At 70.1% G+C, this 20698-nt stretch carries 19 protein-coding genes; 8 read left to right on the top strand and 11 right to left on the bottom strand.

The genetic code is table 11. The features are described 5' to 3' along the window. Nucleotides 1-104: 104 nt before the first annotated feature. Complete coding sequence (locus tag ACFZDJ_RS13140) at nt 105-752, top strand: TetR family transcriptional regulator (protein WP_391058473.1); 648 nt, start codon at nt 105-107, stop codon at nt 750-752. Between the two features lie 98 nt (nt 753-850). On the opposite strand, the gene ACFZDJ_RS13135 is transcribed toward ACFZDJ_RS13140, so the two are convergent. From ACFZDJ_RS13135 to ACFZDJ_RS13085, 11 genes are all read right to left on the bottom strand, one after another. Next, on the bottom strand, nt 851-1618 hold the full coding sequence (locus ACFZDJ_RS13135; protein WP_391058471.1) for a carboxymuconolactone decarboxylase family protein: 768 nt from the start codon (nt 1616-1618) through the stop codon (nt 851-853). A 34-nt stretch (nt 1619-1652) separates the two neighbouring features. After that, complete coding sequence (locus ACFZDJ_RS13130) at nt 1653-3128, bottom strand: aldehyde dehydrogenase family protein (protein WP_391058468.1); 1476 nt, start codon at nt 3126-3128, stop codon at nt 1653-1655. Nucleotides 3129-3166: 38 nt separating this feature from the next. Beyond that, nucleotides 3167-4015 (bottom strand): NAD(P)-binding domain-containing protein, encoded by an 849-nt coding sequence (locus tag ACFZDJ_RS13125; RefSeq protein WP_391058466.1) that lies wholly within the window; start codon nt 4013-4015, stop codon nt 3167-3169. Beyond that, nucleotides 4012-4788, bottom strand: a complete 777-nt coding sequence (locus tag ACFZDJ_RS13120) for an SDR family oxidoreductase (protein ID WP_391058463.1) — start codon at nt 4786-4788, stop codon at nt 4012-4014. The genes ACFZDJ_RS13125 and ACFZDJ_RS13120 overlap by 4 nt, the downstream gene beginning before the upstream one ends. Beyond that, entirely contained in the window at nt 4785-5570 is a 786-nt protein-coding gene (locus ACFZDJ_RS13115; RefSeq protein ID WP_390161696.1) for an SDR family oxidoreductase, read from the bottom strand. The genes ACFZDJ_RS13120 and ACFZDJ_RS13115 overlap by 4 nt, the downstream gene beginning before the upstream one ends. A gap of 41 nt (nt 5571-5611) precedes the next feature. Beyond that, entirely contained in the window at nt 5612-6277 is a 666-nt protein-coding gene (locus ACFZDJ_RS13110) for a TetR family transcriptional regulator (RefSeq protein ID WP_391058459.1), read from the bottom strand. A gap of 124 nt (nt 6278-6401) precedes the next feature. Then, nucleotides 6402-6641: a 4Fe-4S domain-containing protein gene (locus ACFZDJ_RS13105; RefSeq protein ID WP_391058456.1), complete on the bottom strand. Its 240-nt coding sequence runs from the start codon at nt 6639-6641 to the stop codon at nt 6402-6404. Next, nucleotides 6638-7831 (bottom strand): cytochrome P450, encoded by a 1194-nt coding sequence (locus ACFZDJ_RS13100; protein ID WP_391058453.1) that lies wholly within the window; start codon nt 7829-7831, stop codon nt 6638-6640. Before ACFZDJ_RS13100 ends, ACFZDJ_RS13105 begins: the two co-directional genes overlap by 4 nt. A gap of 26 nt (nt 7832-7857) precedes the next feature. Next, entirely contained in the window at nt 7858-8694 is an 837-nt protein-coding gene (locus ACFZDJ_RS13095; protein ID WP_391058450.1) for a mycofactocin-coupled SDR family oxidoreductase, read from the bottom strand. 61 nt (nt 8695-8755) lie between these two features. Further along, a complete protein-coding gene (locus tag ACFZDJ_RS13090; protein ID WP_391058447.1) occupies nt 8756-9028 on the bottom strand; it encodes a hypothetical protein in 273 nt (90 codons plus the stop codon). Beyond that, nucleotides 8974-9768 carry a molybdopterin cofactor-binding domain-containing protein gene (locus ACFZDJ_RS13085; protein ID WP_391058444.1) on the bottom strand — a complete coding sequence of 265 codons (795 nt, stop codon included), beginning with the start codon at nt 9766-9768 and terminating at the stop codon, nt 8974-8976. Before ACFZDJ_RS13085 ends, ACFZDJ_RS13090 begins: the two co-directional genes overlap by 55 nt. A gap of 111 nt (nt 9769-9879) precedes the next feature. On the opposite strand from ACFZDJ_RS13085, the gene ACFZDJ_RS13080 reads away from it, so the two are divergent. From ACFZDJ_RS13080 to ACFZDJ_RS13050, 7 genes are all read left to right on the top strand, one after another. Further along, complete coding sequence (locus ACFZDJ_RS13080) at nt 9880-10473, top strand: TetR family transcriptional regulator (protein ID WP_391058441.1); 594 nt, start codon at nt 9880-9882, stop codon at nt 10471-10473. A 455-nt stretch (nt 10474-10928) separates the two neighbouring features. Then, complete coding sequence (locus ACFZDJ_RS13075) at nt 10929-11537, top strand: TetR family transcriptional regulator (RefSeq protein ID WP_391058438.1); 609 nt, start codon at nt 10929-10931, stop codon at nt 11535-11537. A 771-nt stretch (nt 11538-12308) separates the two neighbouring features. Continuing rightward, nucleotides 12309-13511 carry a family 1 glycosylhydrolase gene (locus ACFZDJ_RS13070; RefSeq protein WP_391059140.1) on the top strand — a complete coding sequence of 401 codons (1203 nt, stop codon included), beginning with the start codon at nt 12309-12311 and terminating at the stop codon, nt 13509-13511. A gap of 26 nt (nt 13512-13537) precedes the next feature. After that, nucleotides 13538-14359, top strand: a complete 822-nt coding sequence (locus tag ACFZDJ_RS13065; protein WP_391058434.1) for a glucose 1-dehydrogenase — start codon at nt 13538-13540, stop codon at nt 14357-14359. A 51-nt stretch (nt 14360-14410) separates the two neighbouring features. Then, nucleotides 14411-16222: a beta-glucuronidase gene (gene uidA / locus ACFZDJ_RS13060; protein ID WP_391058431.1), complete on the top strand. Its 1812-nt coding sequence runs from the start codon at nt 14411-14413 to the stop codon at nt 16220-16222. A gap of 415 nt (nt 16223-16637) precedes the next feature. Further along, nucleotides 16638-17873 (top strand): MFS transporter, encoded by a 1236-nt coding sequence (locus ACFZDJ_RS13055; protein WP_391058428.1) that lies wholly within the window; start codon nt 16638-16640, stop codon nt 17871-17873. A gap of 63 nt (nt 17874-17936) precedes the next feature. Then, nucleotides 17937-20603, top strand: a complete 2667-nt coding sequence (locus ACFZDJ_RS13050) for a family 78 glycoside hydrolase catalytic domain (RefSeq protein ID WP_391058425.1) — start codon at nt 17937-17939, stop codon at nt 20601-20603. Nucleotides 20604-20698: the final 95 nt, after the last annotated feature.

The raw sequence follows: 20698 nt of genomic DNA, 5'->3' as shown, positions 1-20698 counted from the left end.
GTGCGTGCCGCAGCTTGGTGTGAATCTAGATTCACAGTTGATGTGAAGCGAGATTCACACAACGGCAACATGGACGTCAAGAGCCCGGTCGATAAACTGCGCGGATGACCGAGTCCCCCACCCGCAGGCCCGCGGCCCTCCGTGAAGGCAGTCGCCGTTCGCAGCAGGACCTCATGCAGGCCGGGTACGCGCTGCTCGAAGAGGGTGGAGTGGACGCGCTGACCGTGGCCGCGGTCGCCGAGCGGGCCGGCATGGCGGTCGGCAGCATCTACCGCCGGTTCGGCGACAAGGAAGGGCTTCTGCTGGCCATCCAGCACGCCTTCACCGAGAATCTCCAGGCCGAGATCACGGAACGCATGTCGATGGAACGGTTGCGTCTCCTGCGCGATCCCGCCGTGGCAATCGCCGAAGCGGTCGGCGCGATCACGGACGCCTTCCGCGCGCACGAGGCCCTGTTGCGCGTCTTCCTGCTGCTCGGCACCCGGCACGAAGCGGTACGGGTCGAGGGCTCGCGCGTCAGCGTCGAGGGCAACCGCCACTTCGCCGACGCACTGCGCCACCTACCCGTCGCACACCCGGATCCCCCGGCCGCGCTGGACTTCGCCTTCCGCCTGGTCTACGCCGCGATCGCGCACCGTATCACCCAGGGCGAGTTCCTTGAGTCCGAGCGTCCACTGCCCTGGACCGAGCTGCGCAGCCACCTTCAGACCGCGATCGTCCGCTACCTGCTCGACACCCCGGAATACCGCTGAGCCCCCGGCCCATCGCTCGTCGCATCAGCAGCGACCCGGCAGGGCCTCGTCGAAGAGGGACTGTGCTCTGGTGGACCACTGGTCGCGAGACCGGCCGGTCAGTCGGGCATGGTCGCCCACGCCTTCTCGACCGCGTCCGCCAGTGCCTCCCCCTTCGCGAAGCCGTAGTACGCGGCGAACTGCAGCACGATCTCGTCCATCTCCTCCTTGGAGAGGTCGCCGGAGTGGAGCGCGGCCCTGACGTGCGTCTGCAAGGGGACGGGCGAATCGTCGAGGGCGACGCTGGCGACGGTGATGATCCGGCGTTCGCGGCGGGCCAGTCCGGGGCGCTGCCAGACGTGCCCGAAGACGAAGCCCAGGATGCCTGCGTGCCGGTACGGCGAGTTCGCGGGCGGTGCGGGCGTGAGGTTGACGTCGATGAACTCCTCGACGCCGCGCTTGAGTCGCTCGTCCCACGCGCCGGGACCGAGCGTGTCGTTGGTCAACTGCGGCCAGGGAGGCGTCTGTTCGCCGCGTTCGCGGTGGATGCGGTCCCACTGGCGGGCGATGGCTCCCTCCAGGTGGGACGCCTTGGGCCAGCCGCAGTACACCGCGAAGTGCAGGACGAGCTCCAGCATGGCCTCCAGGCCGATGTCGCCGCTCGCGAGCGCCGCGTGGACGTGATCCTCGATGGGCTGCGGGGAGTCGGCGGCGGCCACGCACGTCAGCGTGACCCAGCGGCGGTCCCGGCGGCTCAGTCCGGGGCGTGACCAGACCTCGCCGTAGAGGAAGTCACGTGCGGCGCGGCCGAACGGCGTGGCCGGCGAGGGTGGTTCATGGGCGGGCAGGACTTCTGCCAGGGTGCGGACCGCCGGGGTGTCGTCCATGAGGTCTCCTGGGGCGAGGGGGTGGGGCGGCAGCTCATGCGCGGATGAACACGTTCTTGGTCTGGAGGAACTCGTAGAGGCCCTCCTTGCCGCCTTCGCGGCCGTAGCCGCTCTGCTTGTAGCCGCCGAAGGGCGCGCCCGGCGGCTGGCCCGAGGCGCCGTTGACGAGGACGGTGCCCGACTGGAGCTGTGGGACGAGGCGTTGGACCCTGGTCACGTCGTGGGTGTGCATGACGGTTCCGAGGCCGTAGGGGGTGGAGTTGGCCAGTTCGACCGCCTCGTCCTCGTTCTCGAAGGGGATCAGGGACAGGACGGGGCCGAAGACCTCGTGCGTGCCCACCTCGCTGTGCGGGTCGACGTCGGCGAGGACCGTCGGGTCGATGAAGTAGCCGTCGCGGTTGTCCGGGGGCAGCGTCGAGGAGTCGGTCGCGTGGCCGCCGACGACCAACCGGCTGTCCTTGGCCGCGCGTTCGAGCATCCCCAGGATGCGTTCGTGGGCCGTCCTGCCGACGACCGGGCCGAGGGCGGTCGCCTGGTCGAAGGGGTCTCCGACGCGCAGTGCGGCGGCTGCCTCACCGGTGGCGGCGACCACCCTGTCGTACACCTCGCGGTGGACCAGCATGCGGGTGGTGAGGTTGCAGCCCTGGCCGGAGAGGGTGTAGCAGGAGCGGACGGTCTCGGCCACGGCCTCGTCGAGGTCGGCGTCGGGGAAGACGATGTCGGCTGTCTTGCCGCCGAGTTCGAGCAGCACGGGCTTGAGGGTGTGGCGGGCCGCGTCGAGGATCTTCTTCGCGGTCGGGATGCCGCCGGTGAAGGAGATCTTCGCGACGTCGGGGTGGCGGACCAGCCGCTCGCCCGCCTCCGGACCGCCGGGCAGGACGTGCAGCACGCCCGGGGGCAGCCCGGCCTCCAGGGCGATCTCCGCGAACCGGGCCACGGTGAACGGGGCCAGGTCGGGGGACTTGACGACGACGCAGTTCCCGGCGGCGAGCGCGGGGGCGATCTTCATGCCGACCGACATGATCGGGCCGTTCCAGGTGAGGATGACGCCGATCACGCCGTACGGCTCGGGGACGGTGTAGTCGAGACCCGGCACCATGCGCGGGCTGGGCGGGATGGTGGCGCCCTCCAGCTTGTCGGCCCAGCCGGCGTAGTAGCCGAACCAGCCCGCGGACAGGTGGGCCAGTCCCGCCGACACACGGAAGGGGACACCGAGTTCGAGGGTGTTCAGCCGGGCGAGTTCGGGCACGCGCTCCAGCATGAGCTCCTCCACGCGTTGGAGGATGCGGCGGCGCTGGTCCGGGGACATCGCCCGCCACTCGGGGAAGGCGTTCTTCGCCGCCGCGACGGCGACGTCGACCTCCTTCGGTCCGGCGAGCAGGACGGTGCCGTTGGCGCGGGCGGTCGCGGGGTTGATGTGGTCCTGCCGGCCCGCGGACGTGGTGTCGAGCCAGGTGCCGTCGACGAGGGGACCGGTGGTGCCGAGGTCGTGGGTCAGGGACGTGGTCATGTCGGTGCCGCCTTGGGGTCGTCCGGGTGGGGAGGTGGTCAGGGCGCCGGACTCCGGCCCAGCGTCGACAGGGTGTGCGCGGTGAGGTCCGCGAGCGTCCGGGGCCGGGAAGCCCGGGCCGTGTCGGCGACGTCGAGCAGGAGGCCGACGTCCTTGCGCAGCAGCGGCAGGGCCCGGCGCAGCCCGTCGGTGTTGAAGCCGGAAGCGGCGAGGACGGCCGCGGCGCGGCTGCCGCCGGTGCCGTGCGCGAGCACCTGTGCGACCGCGGTGCGGTCCATGCCGAGCCCGTCGGCGAGGGAGAAGGTGTCCAGTGCCAGGCCGACCTGGGCGGTGAACACGAAGTTGTTGAGCAGCTTGGCGAGTTGGCCGCTGCCCAGCGGTCCGAGGTGGATGACCGGGTCGGCGAAGGTGTCGAACACCGGGCGGCAGCGGGCGACGTCCGCCTCCTGTCCACCGGCCATGACCAGGAGTCTGCGTTCGGCGGCTGCCGCGCCTCCGCCGCTGACCGGCGCGTCCACCACCGCGATCTCCCGCTTGGCGGCCTCCTCGGCGACGCGTCGGCAGGTGTCGGGATGGATGGTGGAGTGGAGGGCGACGATCCCGCCGGGAGCCATGCCGTTCAGTACGCCGTCGGGGCGCAGGAGTACGTCCTCGACGTCCGCGTCCGCGACGACGCAGAGGCACACGATGTCGCTGGCTGCCCCCAGTTCGGCCGGTGTGGCCGCCACGGTGGCGGCCGTATCGGCGAAGGCGTCCGTGGACGTACGGCGACGCGCCCACAGCGTCAGGGGGAACGGCTCCTCGGCGATGCGGCGGGCCATCGGTGCGCCCTGGCTGCCCAGTCCGATGAAGCCGACCCGTGTCCCGGGGGTCCCGGTGCCGGTCACAGCCGGGTGACCCAGCCGCCGTCGACGCTGATGGCCTGGCCGTTGATCCACTCGCCGGCCGGGGAGGCGAGCAGCAGCAGCGTGCCGAGCAGGTCTTCGGCAGGCGCGGATTTCTTGCCCGGGATGGCGGCCGTGAGGGCGGCGCGTGCGGGGTGGTCGGCGGGGAGGCTGCGCAGGCCGGGTTCGTTCTCGACCAGGCCCGGGGCGATGGCGTTGACGTTGATGCCGAGTGGGCCGAGTGAGCGGGCGAGGCCGACGGTGATGTTGACCAGGGCGAGTTTGCTGACGCCGTAGATGCCGCCGCCCATGAAGGCGCCTGCGGAGACCTGGTTGATGATGCGTCCGCCGCCGCGCTCGACCATGGACGCCTTGACCGCGCCGACGCAGATCACGGCGCCGAGGACGTTGACGCGCATGACCCGGTCGAACCAGTCGTTGGGCAGGTCCAGGATGTCGACCTGGGGGATCTCGGCCATCAACGCGGCGTTGTTCACCAGGATGTCGATGCCGCCGAAGGCCGCGGTGGTCCTCGCGGCCATGTCGGCGGCGGAGGCGCGGTCGGTGATGTCGGCCTGCACGCCGAGCGCGCGCAGGCCGTCCGCGGCCAGTGTCCCGGCGGCCCGCTCGGCGCCTTCGCCGTCGAGGTCCGCGAGGACGACGGCGGCGCCGGCCTCGGCCAGTGCCCGGCCGTAGACCTGGCCGATGGCGCCGGCGCCGCCGGTGACGACGGCGACCTTGCCGTCCAGGCGGAGCCTGTCGAGTGTGCTGCTCATGAGGCGTCCTTCGTCAGACGGGACAGGTAGGCGTCGACATCGGCACCGTGCTCGCGCAGTTCGTCGGCGGCCTGGGGTGCGGTGAGGATGAGGAAGCGGTCGTGGGTGACTCCCTCGGCGACGAGTTCGCCGACCGAATCGGCGTCCAGGACGGGGAAGTCGGGGCCTCGGGGCGGTGCAGGCTTCCCGTAGAAGCTGATCTGCTCGACGATGTTGGTGGCGACGCCCGCCGGGCACAGGCAGGAGACGCCGATGCCGCGTGGGCGCAGGTAGAGCGCGAGCGCCTCGGACAGGCCTACGACCGCGTGCTTGGTCGCGGTGTACGGCAGGCGGTCGAATCCGTAGGGCAACAGACCTGCCGTGGAAGCGGTGTTGACGACATGGCCCGACCCCTGCTCCAACAGGTGCGGCAGGAACACGAGGTTGCTGCGTACGACACCCAACAGGTTGACGTCCACGACGCGTTGCCACGCGTCCAGCGGGATGTCCTCGACGGGGCCGACGGCCAGGATGCCGACGTTGTTCATGACCAGGTCGAGGCGGCCGAAGCGGTCGAGGGCCAGCTTCCGCACCGCTTGCAGGGCGTCCAGACTGGTCACGTCGCATTCCGCGGCGATGCCCCGGGCACCGAGTTCACCGGCGACGGTGTGCGCCCGCTCGCCGACGAGGTCGGTGACCACGACACGTGCTCCGCGCCGGGCGAAGGCGTGGGCGGCGGCGCGGCCGATCCCGCTGCCGGCGCCGGTGACCACGGCCACGGCGTTGTGCAGATCGATACTCATCGCGGCGTCGTTCCTCCGCTCACGGATGGAAGGGCGGCTGTTCAGGGATGAAACGGCAGGACCGGTTCACTCGGCACCGTCTCGCCGAGCACGGACGAGGTCGTCGAGGACACGGGGGCCTGGAGGAAGCCGACCAGGCCGTCCAGCAGGTCGCCGACGTGGACGGCGAAGGGCAGCACGTGCCCGCCCCTGGCCCGGGTGCGTTCGCGTTCGGACGCGGCGTGCACGCCGAAGGCCAGGGCCTGCGCGATGCGGTGCCTGCGCAACGGCTCGGGAATGTGCGGCAGCAGGGTGCCGATCCGCTCGACGAAGTCGGTGGTGGGCCTGCTCAGTTCGGCTGAAAGGCGTTCGAAGACGTCCCGGCGGCCGTACTGCTGGAGCATCGCGACGAAGCTGAGATAGTGGCTGCCCTCCTGCTCGCCCTGCTCCAGGACAGGCAGGAGGTGACATTCCACCCATGACCTGAGATCGTCCGGGCGCCGACGCGCGACCAGCAGCCCGCGCCGTTCGTTCAGCTCCGGCAGGCGGTACTCGAAGATCTCCTGGACAAGGTGCTGCTTCGTGCCGAAGTGGTACTGCACCGCCGTGTTGTTGCCGTTCCCGGCCGCCGTGCTGATCTGGCGCAGAGACACCCCGTCGAGGCCGTGCTCGGCGAACAGCCGCTCGGCGGCCAGGACGATCTGTTCCTTCACGGACGGTTGGACCACGACACCAGACTCCTCGGAGAGCAGTGTTACGCAGATTCGAGAACATCATTTCCGCATGACAGGAATCTAGTTTCGTCGTGGCGTGAAGTCAACTGCCTTAGCAGTCAGTCAGTTGAAGAAATGTTCAGGTGCCCGACGGCGGGAAGACCCGCTCGCCGCTGTCCGCGTCCCTGATGCCGATGGCCTCGATCGGGCACGACTCGGCCACCTCCAGCACCTCTTCGGACGCCGGCAGGGTGGCGGACCTCGCGTGCCCCTGGCCGTTCTCGTCGAGCTCGAACCGCTCGGGCGCGGAGGCGGCGCACAGCCCGGTGCGGACGCACAGCCGCGTATCGACGGTGACGTTCCACCGCTCGGTCGTCATCGGGCTCCTTCGATGACGAGCGGCAGCGTCTTCCAGCCGCGGACGGTCGAGGTCTGCGCCAGCTCGGCGTGGTCCCAGTCCACGTCCCAGCCGGGGAACCGCTTGAGGATCTCCTCGGCCGCGATCCTGCCCTCCAGCCGGGCCAGGGCCGCGCCCAGGCAGTAGTGGGCGCCGACACCGAAGCTCATGTGCTGGGTGACCCGGTGGATGTCGAAGCGGTCCGGGTCGTCGAAGCGCCGGGGGTCGCGGTTGGCGGCGGCCTGGATGAAGAGGATGGCGCTGCCGGCCGGCACCGTGCGGCCGTACAACTCGACATCCTTGGTGACGTGGCGCCCGGTGAACGGTCCGGTGGGCTCGAAGCGCAGGACCTCCTCGATGGCGTTGGGGATGAGGCCCGGGTCGGCCGCCAACTCCCGTCGTGCCGCCGGGTATCGGGCCATGAGGGCGCCGAACCACCCGATGAGACGCCCCGTCGTCTCGTTGCCGGCTCCGGCGACCACGGAGCAGTAGGTCAGGACCTCCTCGACGGTGAGGGTGCGGGTGACGCCCCTCTCGTCCTCGAACTCGGCTGTCATCAGCTCGGTCATGAGGTCGTCGGAGGGGTGTTGCTTGCGCCACTCGATGTATTCCTTGAAGGCGTCCGTACTGAGGATGTCCTCGTGGTTGATCTTTCCGCCGTCCTCGGTGCCCAGCGTCTCGTCGGTGAGGTCGCGGATGGCGGGCTGGTCGGCCTCCGGAATGCCCAGGAGCATCCCGATCACCCGCATCGGCATCTCGGCGCCGACGGCCTCCACGAGGTCGAACCGCTCGGCGCCGATGACCGGTTCGAGCGCGCGCCGGCAGAACGCCCGCACCCGTGGCTCCAGCGTGGCGATACGGCGAGGGGTGAACACCCGGGCGAGCAGGCGGCGGTGGATGTCGTGGACGGGCGGGTCCTCGAAGATGAGGGTGCCGGGCGGGAGTTCGACGTCTGCCTGGATGATCTCCAGGATGTCGCCGCGGGACGAGGAGTAGGTCTGCCAGTCGGCGAGACCCCGCTGGACATCGGCGTGGCGACTGACGGCGTAGAAGTCGTGCCGGTCGTTGTAGTAGAGCGGAGACTCCTCGCGCATGCGCGCGTAGAGGGGGTAGGGGTCTCGGGCGAGGGCGGGGTCGTAGGGGTCCCAGTAGATGGTGTCGGCAGTGGTCACGGACGCATCTCCCTGTGGTGTGCGGCTCACTTGAGCAGGGCTCCGGCGTCGATCGGCAGCGTCACGCCGGTGACGAAACGGGACTCGTCGGAGGCGAGGAAGAGCACGGCGTTGCTGATGTCCAGCGACTCGACCCAGGGTGTGGGCAGCATGTGCATGCTCTGCGACACCGCGGCGAAGTCGTCGGCGGTGGGGTTCTCCAGGTCGGGGCGGAACATGCGGTAGGTGCCCTCGTGCATCACCATCGGTGTGTTGACCTGGGTGGGGTGCAGCGTGTTGACGCGGATGCCGTGCTGACCCAGCTCCCCTGCCATCGTGCGCATCAGCCCGACCACCCCGTGCTTGGCGGCGATGTAGTGGCCGATGTTCGCGTAGCCCTTCAGGCCGCCGACGGAGCTGGTCAGGATGATGGATCCGCCCCGTCCGCCCGCGACGATGTGCGGGATGGAGACCTTGGCGGACAACCAGACGCCCGTCAGGTTGACGTCGATCATGTCGCGCCAGGTCTTCTCCTCCATCACGTCGAGCGTGGCACCGTCGCTGCCCAGACCCGCGTTGGCCGCGACGATGTCCAGGCGGCCGAACTCGGCGACGCCGTCGTCCACGGCGGCCTTGAGGGCGTCGTGGTCACGGACGTCCGCCTGCACGGCGTGGATACGGCGGCCCAGCTTCTGGACCTGGTTGACCGTCTCCTCCAGATCTTCGGGGGTCGACATCGGGAACGTGACGCCGTCGAGCTGCTTGCACACGTCGACGGCGATGATGTCGGCGCCCTCTTCGGCCAGCCGTACGGCATGGCTGCGGCCCTGGCCGCGGGCGGCACCGGTGATGAAGGCGACCTTGCCTTCCACTCGTCCGGGCATGAGTGACCTCTTTTCCTGGGACGGTTGAGTTGGTCGCGGTGACGGTGGCGGGGAGGCCTGGTCACCGGTCGGTGCGTCGGAGGCCTCGCACGAGGAGCGCGAGGAGGAGCAGCACGGCGAGCGCGGTGGCCGCCGGTGCGAGGCGTTCGAGGGCGCCTACGCCGGCGGCGTCGATGAGGTCGACGGGTTCGGCGACATCCGGGGCCGGGGCGGGTACGGCAGCGGAAGCCGGGGCGGGTACGTCGAGTTCGGCAGCGAGGTTCTCGGCGAACCGCCCGATCAGGGCGCCCGCGACCTCGGCGAGGGTGCCATGCCCGAATGGGCCGGCTTGCACTTCAGCGCGGCGGGCTGCTCGGCGGCGGCGAGCATCACGCGCCTGTCCTCGCGCTGCGACAGCACCTTCTGCCCGAACGCGCCACGGGTGTCGCGCATCACCAGGCGAGCCCGGCGCTCGTCGACGCCGAGCAGCCGGGCGCGGAAGGAACGGATCTCGTGCGGGGACTGCGTCGCCGCCCAGTTCATCGTCTCCCCGGCGGGTGCGGACCATTCGGCGACGATGCCCCGGGTCCCCATCGGCACCGGGCAGTACGCCTGTTGACGGACGGTCACGCCGACCACCTGCGGCGCGGCTTCGAAGACCGGCGCGAGGTCCTCCATCGGGCGTCCGGTGCGTTCACCGACCAGGTCGCCGGGACGGGACGCGTGGACGGAGTGGGTGAACTCCAGGGCGGTGGCGTAGTCGGCGACCGGAGGCAGTTCGTCATGCTCGACGACGACCTGTTCCGCCGCGTCCTCGGCCGGCGGCGGGCGCGGCGTGTCGGGGTCGTCGCGCCCGTCCCGGGTGTACCACTGCCCCCGCACGCCGGGATTGAGGTCCTGTGCGACGAATTCAGCGTGCACACCGTCCAGTTGGAGTGCCGCCGGCACGTCGATCGCGGTGATGCGGGCCCGTGCCACGGGGCTGCGCACGAAGCAGACGTGCAGCATGCCGAGCCGTACGACGTCTTCGACGCGCAGGTCGCGGGTGCCCGTGCAGCGGTGGTCCGGTGTCGCCTCGCCTGTGGTCCGTGCCATCGGCCCGGCCCTCCGTTCACGCGTTGAACGAGTGTTTAACACGAGTGCTGAACAACTGTTTAACACCGCGCCTCGGCACCGTCAAGGACGACGTCGACGACAATGAGGCGCATGACTGCGCCTCGCCGTATGGGCACCGAGAACTCCAAGACGCGCCAGGTCCTTCTCGACGTCACCGAGCGGCTGATGCTCAAAGAGGGATACGCCTCGGTCGGCGTCCGCCGGGTGGCTCGCGAGGCCGAAGTCGCCCCGGCACTGGTGCTGTACTACTTCCGTACGCTCGACGACCTGTTCCTTGCCGTGCTGCGGCGACGCGGCGACGAGGAGTTGGAGCGGGTGGCCCGCAGATTGGACGGCCCACAGCCGCTGCGCGCTCTGTGGCAGCTCACCAGCCACCCGGGAAACGCGCTGACCACGGAGTTCACGGCACTGGCCAATCACCGCAAGGCGATCCGCGCCGAACTCGCCGACCGGGCCGAGCGCTACCGCGAGGCGCAGTTGGAGACACTCACCCGGCGCCTCACGGAGACCGGTGCGCAGCTGCCGCCCGAGGTGTCGCCGGCCGTGCTGCTCATGCTGATGAACGCGCTGGGCCGGATCATCATGATGGAGGACACGATGGGCATGACGACCCGGCACACGGAGGCCCTCGCGTTCGTGGAGCAGTTCCTCCAGCATTACGAGGGCGCCCCCACCGACGGCTGAAACGGACGGTCAACTCCGCCTGGCGGCATTGGGGTTGCCGCTCTCCGCACGGCACGGCGGCGTGACCCCGCACCGGAACAACCCGGGGACGGTTGAGCCATCGTCGGCTCCCCTGCTCGATCAGTGGACCCATCCGGACGCCGGCACCCGTAAGGCCGACCGCCGAACGCCGCCGCTCCGCACACCACCACCCGTGAGCACGCCCCCTCCGGCGACCCTGGAGGAGCGACGGCGCCAACTCTTACCATCCGGTTAATTTCTGATTGGACGTTAGGTTCCGCACGGCAGGCACGGGAAGAGTGCGGTCGACCTTCGTGACCAGAGCGTTATCCATCGAACGCCCATCGCCCGAGACGAAGAGGGCAAGGCAAATCCCAACCGGTGGTAAGTTTTGAGGGCTTAGCCGCTGCGTTGAACCGTCCCGGACCGGCTTCGTCGAGGAGAGTGAGCACACCGTGGGCCAGGCCAAAGCGCGCGGACCGTATGCCAAGACACCAGCCCGCAAGGCGGAGATCGTACGAGCGGCACGTGACAGTTTCGCCGAGAACGGCTACGCCAAAGCCTCCCTGCGCGACATCGCGGAACGAGCGGGCATCACCCACGCCGGCCTCCTGCACCACTTCCGCAACAAGGACGAACTTCTCGCCGAGGTGCTCGCGGACCGCGACGCGGAGGAATGGCAGCAAGGCTTGGAGGCAGTGGACAACCCCAGCCGGCTCGCCCCCTATCTGGGCGAGCTCATCCACCACCACCAGAAGGCGCCCGAACTGATGCGCCTGTGGATCGAGCTCGCCGCCGCGGCCTCTCGGCCGGATCATCCCGCCCACGCCTACTTCGTCGAGCGCTACGAGCGCGGGCGCACCCAGTTCGCCGACGGATTCCGCGACGAGGCCGCTCGCAGCAGGCTGCGTGCAGACGTCAGCCCGGAGAGCGCGGCAGTCCTCTTCCATGCCGTGCTCAACGGGCTCCAGTTGCAGTGGGTGCTGGACCAGGAGCTCGATATCGTCGGGCCCGTAACCGACTTCGTACGACTGCTCTTCGACCACGACAGCGCCAACGACTGAAACTGCCGCCGCCCCCTTCGGAGCGGTGCCACTCATGGATGAATCCGCACCGCTTCGGCCCGCCCCGCCCAGGCCGGCGGGGGCCCTGGACAACCGGGAACCGACGGCGACCAGCACGGCCCGAACGGTCACGCGAAGCCGTGCCGCGGCGGGCTGCCGCCGCCCTCGAACTCCATCGAACGGGCGGCCCGCCCCCACCCCGCCCTGAAGCCTACGATCCGTCTCCACGAGACCGGCGCCATTCATCGATCCGGCTGCCGACGACGCCACCTCGGGCTTGGCACCGCGCGGTAGGCCACGCCCCACCGGCACTCCGGATGCGCCCCGTGGCGACCAAAGGGCTGCTGCAACACGGGCCGATCTCGCCCCTGTCGGCCACAAGCGCCAAGCAGTACGCACCCTTCCCGCCGCATTGCCGCAGCGGGCCCTCGTGGGGTGCCGCCTCCGCATACGGGCCGCCGGTGCCAGACGCGCTCACAGCGCACCCGCTGCCCCACCGGCCGAGACACCGCCGCATAACGTTCTGATCACGAAGCCGAGCGGCAGGCTTCCCGCCTTTGGTCATCCCGGTCTACCGTCCCAACGAAAACTAACCACACGGTAGGGGTTGGACATCGCGCGTCGCTCACATGCGAACTGCGCTCGGCCCGTTCGTCACCCACCGCGTGAAGGTCCGCATCGAGGCCGTCGCCGACCACGCCCGAAACGCCGGATCTTGACGCAAGCGCCACGAGACGCACACACCACGGACACTCAGGAAAGCAGTCGATGATGACCGAATTCCCGCCCGGGTTCCTCTGGGGAGCCTCCACCGCACCGCACCAGATCGAAGGCAACAACCTCAACAGCGACTTCTGGGCGAACGAGGGACGCATCCCCGGCATGGAGCGCAGCGGCGACGCCTGCGACAGCTACCACCGCTACCGCGAGGACATGCGTCTGCTCGCCGACGCCGGGCTCAACGCATACCGCTTCGGGATCGAGTGGGCACGGATCGAGCCGATCCCCGGCATGGTCTCGCGCGCCGAACTGGCCCACTACCGGCGCATGATCGAAACGGCCTTCGAACTCGGCCTGACACCGGTCGTCACCCTGCACCACTTCACCAGTCCGCTCTGGTTCGCGCAGGAAGGTGGCTGGCTGGGCGACCGTGCGGTGGACCGGTTCCGGTCGTATGTCGAGACCGTCGCGCCGATCCTCGAAGGCGTGGAGTGGGTCGTCACCATGAACGAGCCGAACATGCTGGCCATCATGGTCGGCATGGCGCGGGCCTTCCAGAACCCGCAGGTCGCCGAGGAGTGGCAGAGCCCCACTGTCGACAACGAGGGCCTGCGCCCGCCGCTGCCGGCCCCCGACGTGGTGATCGGCGAACGGCTCGTCGAGGCACACCGGGCCGCGCGAAAGGTGCTGCACGAGCGGACCGACGCCAAAGTCGGCTGGACGGTCGCCAACCGCGCCTTCGTGGCCCGTCCCGGAGCGGAGAACAACAAGCGGGATCTGGAATACGTCTGGGAGGACCTCTACCTGGCCGGGTCGCGCGGCGACGATTTCGTGGGCGTGCAGTCGTACTCCAGCCAGTGGGTCGATCTGGACGGCATCGAGCCCCACCCGCCGCACCCGGACAACACGCTCGTGGGCACCGCCTACCGGCCCGACGCGCTGAGCATCGCGGTACGTCACACCGCCGAGGTCACCGACGGTCTGCCGATCCTGGTCACCGAGAACGGCATCGCCACCGGCGACGACACCCGCCGTATCGCCTACACGGGCGAAGCCCTTGAGCACCTCGGCAAGACGATCGCCGACGGCGTGGACGTACGCGGCTATCTGCACTGGAGCCTGCTCGACAACTACGAGTGGGGCCACTGGGCGCCGACGTTCGGCCTGGTCGCGGTCGACCGCGAGACGTTCGAGCGCCGTCCCAAGCCCTCTCTGGCATGGCTGGGCGAGACCGCCCGGCGCGGCCGGATCTGACCACGTCTTCGCGCGGAGGATTCACTGTGCAGACATCTGTACCCGACGTCTCGTCCAAGTCTCTGGCCGAACTCGTGTCGCTCTCCGGGCGGCGTGCCGTCGTCACCGGTGCGGGCCGAGGCCTCGGCCGGGCCGTCGCCGAGCGGCTGGCCGAAGCGGGAGCGGACGTGCTCGTCGCGGACATCCGGGACGAGCTCACCACCGCCGTCGCCGCAGAGCTCGGCGCCCGAGGTCCCGGCCGCGTGCTCGCCGCCCATCTGGACGTCACCGACCCCGACAGCATCACGGCCGCGGCCGACCTCGCGGTCCGGGAACTCGGCGGGGTCGACATCTGGGTGAACAACGCCGGGGTCTTCCCCGACGCGCCCGCGCTGGAGATGTCCGGCGAGGCCTTCGACAGAGTGTTCGCCGTGAACACTCGCGGGGTCTTCCTCGGCTCACGGGAGGCCGCACGCCGGATGAGCGCGGCCGGACACGGCGGTGTCATCGTCAACGTCGTCTCCACGGCCGGGTTCCGGGGCACGGCGCCCGGTCTCGCCGCGTATGTCGGCTCCAAGCACGCGGCACGTGGCCTCACCCGGCAACTCGCCCTGGAATTCGCCCCATTGGGCATTCGTGTACTGGGCGTCGCGCCGACGTTCGTGCCCACGGAAGGAAACCTGGAGGCAGCCGCCGCGGCCGGGGTGTCGCTGGACTCCGAGGCACTCCTGTCCGTGATGCGGCCCGGTCCGCTCGGCAGGCTCGGCGTGCCCGACGACATCGCCCGGGTGGTGCTGTTCTGCGCCAGCGACCTCTCGGCCTTCATGACAGGCAGCACGCTCCTCGCGGACGCCGGTGAAACGGCTTGACGCGCGCCGCCCCGACCGCCACGACCACCCCGAACACCCGGTAGGAACCTCATGCTGTCGCCCCGTACCACCCCCACCCGCGATGTCGTCGGCCTGGACGGCCTGTGGCGGTTCGCTCTCGATACCCGGGCCGGCGTCGCCCCCTGGGCCTCGCGGCTCGTCCCACCCCTCGAAGTCCCGGTGCCCGCCAGCTACAACGACCTGTTCGTGGACCCGGAGATCCGTGACCATGTCGGAGTCGTCTGGTACCAGCGTGACGTACGTGTGCCGCGCGGCTGGACCGACGAACGCGTGATCCTGCGCTTCGGTTCCGTGACCCATGCCGCGCAGGTCTACGTGGACGAGCGGCTCGTGGCCGAGCACACCGGCGGCTACACACCGTTCGAGGCGGACCTCACCGGCGTTGTCGAACCCGGCGACGAGTTCCGGCTGACGGTCGGCGTCGACAACCGGCTGACGAATGTGACCATCCCGCCCGGCACCGTCTCGACCGGCCCCGACGGTCGCGAACGGCAGTCGTATCTGCACGACTTCTACAACTACGCGGGCATCGCACGCCCGGTCCGCCTGTACAGCACGCCGAAGACCTTCGTCGACGATGTCACCGTCGTCACCGGGCGGGACGGCACGACCGGCACCGTCGGCTACCGGGTCCAGATCGCCGGCGCCCATGCCGACACGGCTGCTGTGCGGGTGCGCGCGGTCGACGAAGCCGGCCGGACCGTGGCCGAGGGACACGGCGCCGAGGGCGTCCTGTACATCGCGGACGTCACCCTCTGGCAGCCGGGCGCGGCCTATCTCTACAGCCTCGTGGTGGAGCCGGAAGTCGACGGCGTGACCGCGGACAGCTACACCCAGTCCTTCGGCGTCCGTACCGTCGAGGTGCGAGGCACCGAGTTCCTCATCAACGGCGAGCCGTTCTACTTCACCGGCTTCGGCAAGCACGAGGACACTCCCGTACGAGGGAAGGGCCACGACGACGCCTACCTCGTCCACGACTTCCAGCTCATGGACTGGACCGGCGCCAACTCCTTCCGCACCTCCCACTACCCCTACGCCGAGGAGGTGCTCGATTTCGCCGACCGTCACGGCATCGTCGTCATCGACGAGACCGCCGCTGTCGGCCTCAACCTGGGAGTCCAGGGCGGTCTCACCGGCATTCCGCCGACCCCCACCTTCGCCCCGGAGAACTTCGGTGGGCCCACGAAGGACGTACACGCCCAGCATCTGCGGGAGTTGATCGAGCGGGACAAGAACCACCCGAGCGTGGTGATGTGGTGCCTCGCCAACGAGCCCGCGTCCAACGAGGACGGCGCACGCGAGTACTTCGAGCCGTTGGTCGAACTGGCCCGCAAACTCGACCCGACCCGCCCCCTCACCTACGCCGCCGTCATGTTCGCGACACCGCAGAACGACCAGATCGGCGACCTCTTCGACGTCCTGAGCATCAACCGGTACTACGGCTGGTACATCTTCACGGGCGACCTCGCGACCGCCGAGAGGTACCTGGAGCTGGACCTGCGCGGGTGGGTCCAGCGCTTCGGCAAACCGGTCATGATGTCCGAGTACGGCGCCGACACCCAGCCCGGCCTGCACTCCGTCTGGGACGCTCCGTGGAGCGAGGAGTACCAGAACGACTTCCTCGCCATGTACCACCGGGTCTTCGACCGCATACCCGAGTTCGTCGGCGAGCACGTGTGGAACTTCGCCGACTTCCAGACCAGCCACGGCATCCACCGCGTCGACGGCAACAAAAAGGGTGTGTTCACCCGCGAACGCAAACCAAAGTCCGCCGCGTTCGCCCTGCGCGGTCGCTGGCACGGGCTGGACGGCCGCAAGCCCGGCGCCACCCGCGCCGACTGACGCCGAAGGCACTCCGGCCCCCGCTCTCCTCCTTACGTTCCGCGGCATCGAAGTGATGCCGGACCCGCACCGGACCCGTGGTGTCCGCCGCGGCCCGGGCAGTCCCCCGCCGGCGCACCCTGACGGGCGCCATGGGGGACTGCCGGGGTCGCGGCGGACACCACGGCACCCCCATCCACTTGATCGGCGACCTCGCAGCAGCCGGTTCTCCTCCCCCCACAACAGGTCCCGGCACCGCCGTCCCCACAACACACCGACATCTCGCGATCTCACACGCTCATGCGACAAAGGAGTCCTGATGCCTCACGATGACCGGGACGCCAGGGCAGTCGTACCCCGTCCGACAGCGTCACCGCAGAAGGCGGACAGGAGTCCCGCCCAGCCACCCGCCGTTCCCGCGACAGAGTCACCGCCGATGCAGGAGGTCGGCAGGAGCTACCTGCTCTGGCTGATGATCGCCAGCTTCGGCGGCTCCCTGGCCCTGATGGTTCCCCTCTCCTACTCGCTGGCCGTGCGGATCTCGGACCTCGCCCCCGGGCACGAGGAACAGCTCGGTTACGTCACTGGGTCCGCACAGTTCGTCTACCTGGCACTCAGCCCGCTGATCGGTCTCTGGAGCGACCGGACCCGGTCCCGACTCGGCCGCCGGACCCCCTTCATGATCGGCGGCACTCTGCTCGGCACCGTCGCGCTCGTCGGGGTCGCCCTCGCTCCGTCCGTCCTTCTGCTGGGCCTGGCGTGGGCGGTCGGCATGGTCGGCTGGTCGACAACTGGTCAGGCCGTTCAGAGCGTTCAGGCGGATCGGGTACCCGAGCAGCAGCGCGGCCGGGTCTCGGCGCTGACCAGCGTCATGACCCAGATCGCCCCGGTGATCGGCATCGGTCTCGCCTACGGGGTGGCCTCCAGCACGTTCCTGGTGTTCCTGGTCCCGGGCGCCCTCGGCGCCGTCCTGGTGGTGCTGTTCCCGGTGTTCAACCCTGAGGGCGACTCCCGCGCGCTCGTGCGCACCGGCGGCGTGACCCCGCGGAGCATGGTCGCCAGTTACGGCTTCAGCCCGCGCAGGTACCCGGACTTCGGCTGGAACTGGCTCGGCCGTTTCGTCTTCTTCATGGGCCTGTACTTCAGCACCACCTTCGGCACCTTCTTCTACGCGCAGCGGCTCGACCTGCCGGTCAAGGAGGTCGCCGGGATCGTGGCGGTCATCGGGACCATCGGCGTGGTGGCCGCGGCGGGCGGCGCCATCGGGGGCGGCTTCCTCTCCGACAAGCTCGGCAGGCGCAAGCTGTTCGCCCTGATCGGCTCCACGGTGTTCGTCGCCGGGGCCGTCACCGAGGCGTTCGCCCACTCACTGCCCCAGCTGGTCGTCGGCGCGGTGCTGATGCAGTTCGGCATCGCGGTGTTCAGCGCCGTCGACCAGGCGATCGTTTTCGCCGTCCTGCCGGACCGGGCCGAGGCAGGCCGCTACCTGGCGGTCATCGGCTTCGCGCAGAAGGTCCCCAGCGCCGTCGCCCCGCTCATCGCCCCGCTCATCGTCACCCTCGGCGTCGGCGACGGCGGCGAGAAGAACTACACCCAGCTCTTCCTGCTCGGCGCGGTCCTGGCACTGGTCGGTGGCCTCATCGTCAAGCTCAAGATCAAGTCGGTCCGGTAGCGCCTCCTCCCGGCCAGCCTCCCGACAAGCCTCACATTCCACCGAGTTCCGAGAAGGCACAGCATGCGCAACGCACCGTACGACCTGGGCATCGACAGCGGCGGGGACGCCTTCCCCGTTTCGGGACCCACGCCCCGGCTCTCGTGGAAACCGCCGTCCGACGCGGTGCGCCCGGTGGCGTACGAGGTCGAGTGCACCGTCGACGGCGAGCCGCGGCCGACCGTGACCACCGCTGCGGGCGGACACCGGTTCGCCCCCTGGCCGTGGGCGGCGCTGGACAGCGGGCGGCGGGTGGCGTGGCGGGTCCGGGCGCTGGGCACCGACGGCGACTCCCCCTGGTCACGGTGGCACGCCTTCGAGTCCGGTCTGCTCGCCGCCGACTGGCGGGCACACTGGATCAGCCCGGCCGCGTCCGACGATCCTGGATACGGCAGACGGCCCGCCCACGTCCTGTCGACCCGTTTCGAGGCACGGGCCGGAGTGCGCTCGGCGCGGCTGTACGCAACGGCCCTCGGGGTGTACGAGGCGTACGTCAACGGCGAACGGGCCGGCACCGCCGAACTCTCACCCGGTGCGACGTCGTACGACCGAACTCTCCACGCCCAGGCGTCGGACGTGGCGGACGCACTGCGGCAAGGCGACGGCAACCGGATCGAGATCGTGCTGTCCGACGGCTGGTACCGGGGACAGGTGGGTGCCTTCCGCCTCCCGGCCGGCTGGGGCACACTGCCCGGCGCGCGGGCCGAACTGCACATCGTCTACGAGGACGACGCACGTCAGGTCGTCCGCACCGACGGGACCTGGACGAGCGCGAACTCGGTCATCGTCCGGGCCGACCTCATGGACGGGCAGACCACTGACTTCCGCCTGCGGCCCGGGGCCGGGCGGCCCGTCCTCGTCGACCAGGTGCAGGCACCCCCGGTCGACTGGTCGCCGGCGCCGCCGGTACGCGTGGTCGAGTCGCGCCCCGCACGCTCCGTCGAACAGCTCACGGACGGCATCTGGATCGCCGACTTCGGCCAGAACGCCTCCGGTTGGATCGCCCTCGGCGATCTCGGCCCGGCCGGCACCCGCACGGTCGTCGACTACGGCGAGCATCTCGGCCCCGACGGCGACCTGACGACCGCCCATCTGGACTCCGCGCGCCCCGGACAGTCGCCGATCCCCTTCGTCCAGCGCGACGAGGCTGTCTCCGCCGGGGGTGGTGAGACCTTCGAACCGCGCCACACCGTGCATGGTTTCCGGTACGCGCGCGTGTGCCGCGAGGGCGCTCCGCTCTCCTCCGCGAGTCTCGTCATGCGGGTCGTCCACTCCGACCTGCGCCGCACCGGCACCTTCGCGTGCGGCCACGACGATCTCAACCGCCTCCACGAGATCGCCGAGTGGAGTTTTCGCGGCAACGCCGTCGACGTGCCCACCGACTGCCCGACCCGCGAACGTCTCGCGTGGACCGGCGACTTCCAGATCTTCGCACCCACCGCCACCCGTCTCTACGACGTCCTGGGCTTCAGCCGCAAGTGGCTGCGCTCGGTCCGCGACGACCAGCTGCCCGACGGGCGGATCGCCAACTTCTCGCCCGACGGACGCCGTATCAAACACCACCTCGACGACCAGTTCGCCATGATGACGGGCTCGGCCGGCTGGGGAGACGCCGTCGTCGCCGTCCCGTGGGAGCTGTACGAGTCGTACGGCGACCGGGAGGTCCTCGCCGAGAACTGGGAGGCGATGGTCCGCTGGGTGGAGTGGGCGCTCACGACCGCCCGCACCGCCCGCCACCCCAGCCGTGTCGAACGGTCGCCCGAGCCTCTCGCGCACGAACAGTACGTGTGGGACGGCTCCTTCCACTGGGGCGAATGGACCGAGCCCAGAGCGAAGGCTGCCGACGGCACCCGTGTCGACCCGGTCAAGGACGATCCCGTCGCCTGGTTCCTGTCCGACAAGGGCGAGATCGGCACGGCCTTCCTGTACCGCTCGACGGCGACCCTGGCCCGCGCAGCACGGGTGCTGGACCGCGCCGAGGACGCGGACCGCTACGCCGTGATCGCCGAGCGGGTCCGCGACGCCTGGCGGACCGAGTTCCTCTCCGCAGACGGACGTACCACCGGCGACACCCAGGCCGGCTATGTGCGCGCGCTGTCCCTGGGACTCGTACCCGGCGCACTGCGCCAGGCCGCCGCCGCACGCCTCGTCGAGCTGATCCGCGCGGCCGGCACCCACCTCGGCACCGGCTTTCTCGCGACCGGTGACCTGCTCCCCGTCCTCGCCGACACCGGACACGCAGACGTCGCCTACGAGTTGCTCCTCCAGCGCACCGCACCGTCCTGGCTGTACATGCTCGACCGCGGCGCGACCACGGTCTGGGAGGACTGGGAGGGCGTCGACGACACCGGCACCGCCCACGACTCCCTCAACCACTACAGCAAAGGTGCGGTGATCCGCTTCCTGCACACCCACACCCTGGGCCTGCGTCAGACGTCCGGGTCGATCGCCTGGGAGTCCTTCGAGGTCGCGCCCGTCCCACACCCCTGCGTGCCCTGGGCCCGCGGCACGCACGAGTCCCCGCAGGGCACGATCGCCGTCGAGTGGCGGACGGACGGCGACGAACTCACCGTCACGGTCGACCTCCCACCGGCCACCACCGCACGCGTCGTCTTCCCCGACGGCACCACCGTGGAACACCTCACTCCCGGCACGTTCAGCGCCACCCGCCGCGTGGGGAAGGCGGGTTGAGACGACCGCAGGTGGCCGTCGACGGTGCCACCGCGGGCGTTTCGCGCCGACCGGCGCAGGACGCGTAAGACCCGCCGCGCCGATGCGACGGCCGC

It is taken from the genome of Streptomyces sp. NPDC007896, assembly GCF_042959425.1.
GTDB lineage: Bacteria > Actinomycetota > Actinomycetes > Streptomycetales > Streptomycetaceae > Streptomyces.
This window is presented reverse-complemented; position numbering and strand designations above follow the sequence as displayed.